This is a genomic window from Anaerococcus sp. HMSC065G05, from assembly GCF_001812365.1.
GTDB lineage: Bacteria > Bacillota > Clostridia > Tissierellales > Peptoniphilaceae > Anaerococcus > Anaerococcus vaginalis.
In genome coordinates this window covers 1-1,342 of record NZ_KV808720.1, presented here as the reverse complement: position 1 = coordinate 1,342, position 1,342 = coordinate 1, and the positions used below count along the sequence as shown (strand labels likewise).

Below are 1,342 nucleotides of genomic sequence, written 5' to 3'. Positions count from 1 at the left end.
ACCAAAGATTTATCGGTGTAAGATGGACTTGCGTCTGATTAGCTAGTTGGTGAGATAAAAGCCCACCAAGGCGACGATCAGTAGCCGGCTTGAGAGAGTGTACGGCCACATTGGGACTGAGACACGGCCCAAACTCCTACGGGAGGCAGCAGTGGGGAATTTTGCACAATGGGGGAAACCCTGATGCAGCGACGCCGCGTGATTTAGAAGGCCTTCGGGTTGTAAAAATCTTTTTTATGGGATGAAAATGACAGTACCATAAGAATAAGGTCCGGCTAAATACGTGCCAGCAGCCGCGGTAATACGTATGGACCGAGCGTTGTCCGGAATCATTGGGCGTAAAGGGTACGTAGGCGGCCTAGTAAGTTAGAAGTGAAATAATATAGCTCAACTATATAAAGCTTTTAAAACTGTTAGGCTTGAGAGATGAAAGGGAAAGTGGAATTCCTAGTGTAGCGGTGAAATGCGCAGATATTAGGAAGAATACCGGTGGCGAAGGCGACTTTCTGGTCATCATCTGACGCTGAGGTACGAAAGCGTGGGTAGCAAACAGGATTAGATACCCTGGTAGTCCACGCTGTAAACGATGAGTGTTAGGTTCTTGGAATAATCTGGGAGCCGCAGCTAACGCATTAAACACTCCGCCTGGGGAGTACGCACGCAAGTGTGAAACTCAAAGGAATTGACGGGGACCCGCACAAGCAGCGGAGCATGTGGTTTAATTCGACGCAACGCGAAGAACCTTACCAAGTCTTGACATAATACGGAGGGAGTTAGAGATAATTGCTTATCACTTCGGTGAGCTGTATTACAGGTGGTGCATGGTTGTCGTCAGCTCGTGTCGTGAGATGTTGGGTTAAGTCCCATAACGAGCGCAACCCCTATCGTTAGTTACCATCATTAAGTTGGGGACTCTAGCGATACTGCCGGTGATAAACCGGAGGAAGGTGGGGACGACGTCAAATCATCATGCCCTTTATGACTTGGGCTACACACGTGCTACAATGGCAGATACAGAGGGCAGCGAAAGAGCGATCTGAAGCGAAACTCACAAAGTCTGTCCCAGTTCGGATTGTACTCTGCAACTCGAGTACATGAAGTTGGAGTTGCTAGTAATCGCGAATCAGAATGTCGCGGTGAATGCGTTCCCGGGTCTTGTACACACCGCCCGTCACACCATGGGAGTTGGCAATACCCGAAGCCTGTGAGCGAACCAATTGGACGCAGCAGTCGAAGGTAGGGTCAGTAACTGGGGTGAAGTCGTAACAAGGTAGCCGTATCGGAAGGTGCGGCTGGATCACCTCCTTTCTAAGAGTAAAAAGTCGGTACGCTGACTTTTACC

At 49.4% G+C, this 1,342-nt stretch carries 1 rRNA gene; it reads left to right on the top strand.

Going from position 1 to position 1,342, the window contains the following annotated elements:
- A 16S ribosomal RNA gene (locus tag HMPREF2852_RS07055) occupies positions 1–1,308 on the top strand; the annotation flags it as partial.
- Positions 1,309–1,342: the final 34 nt, after the last annotated feature.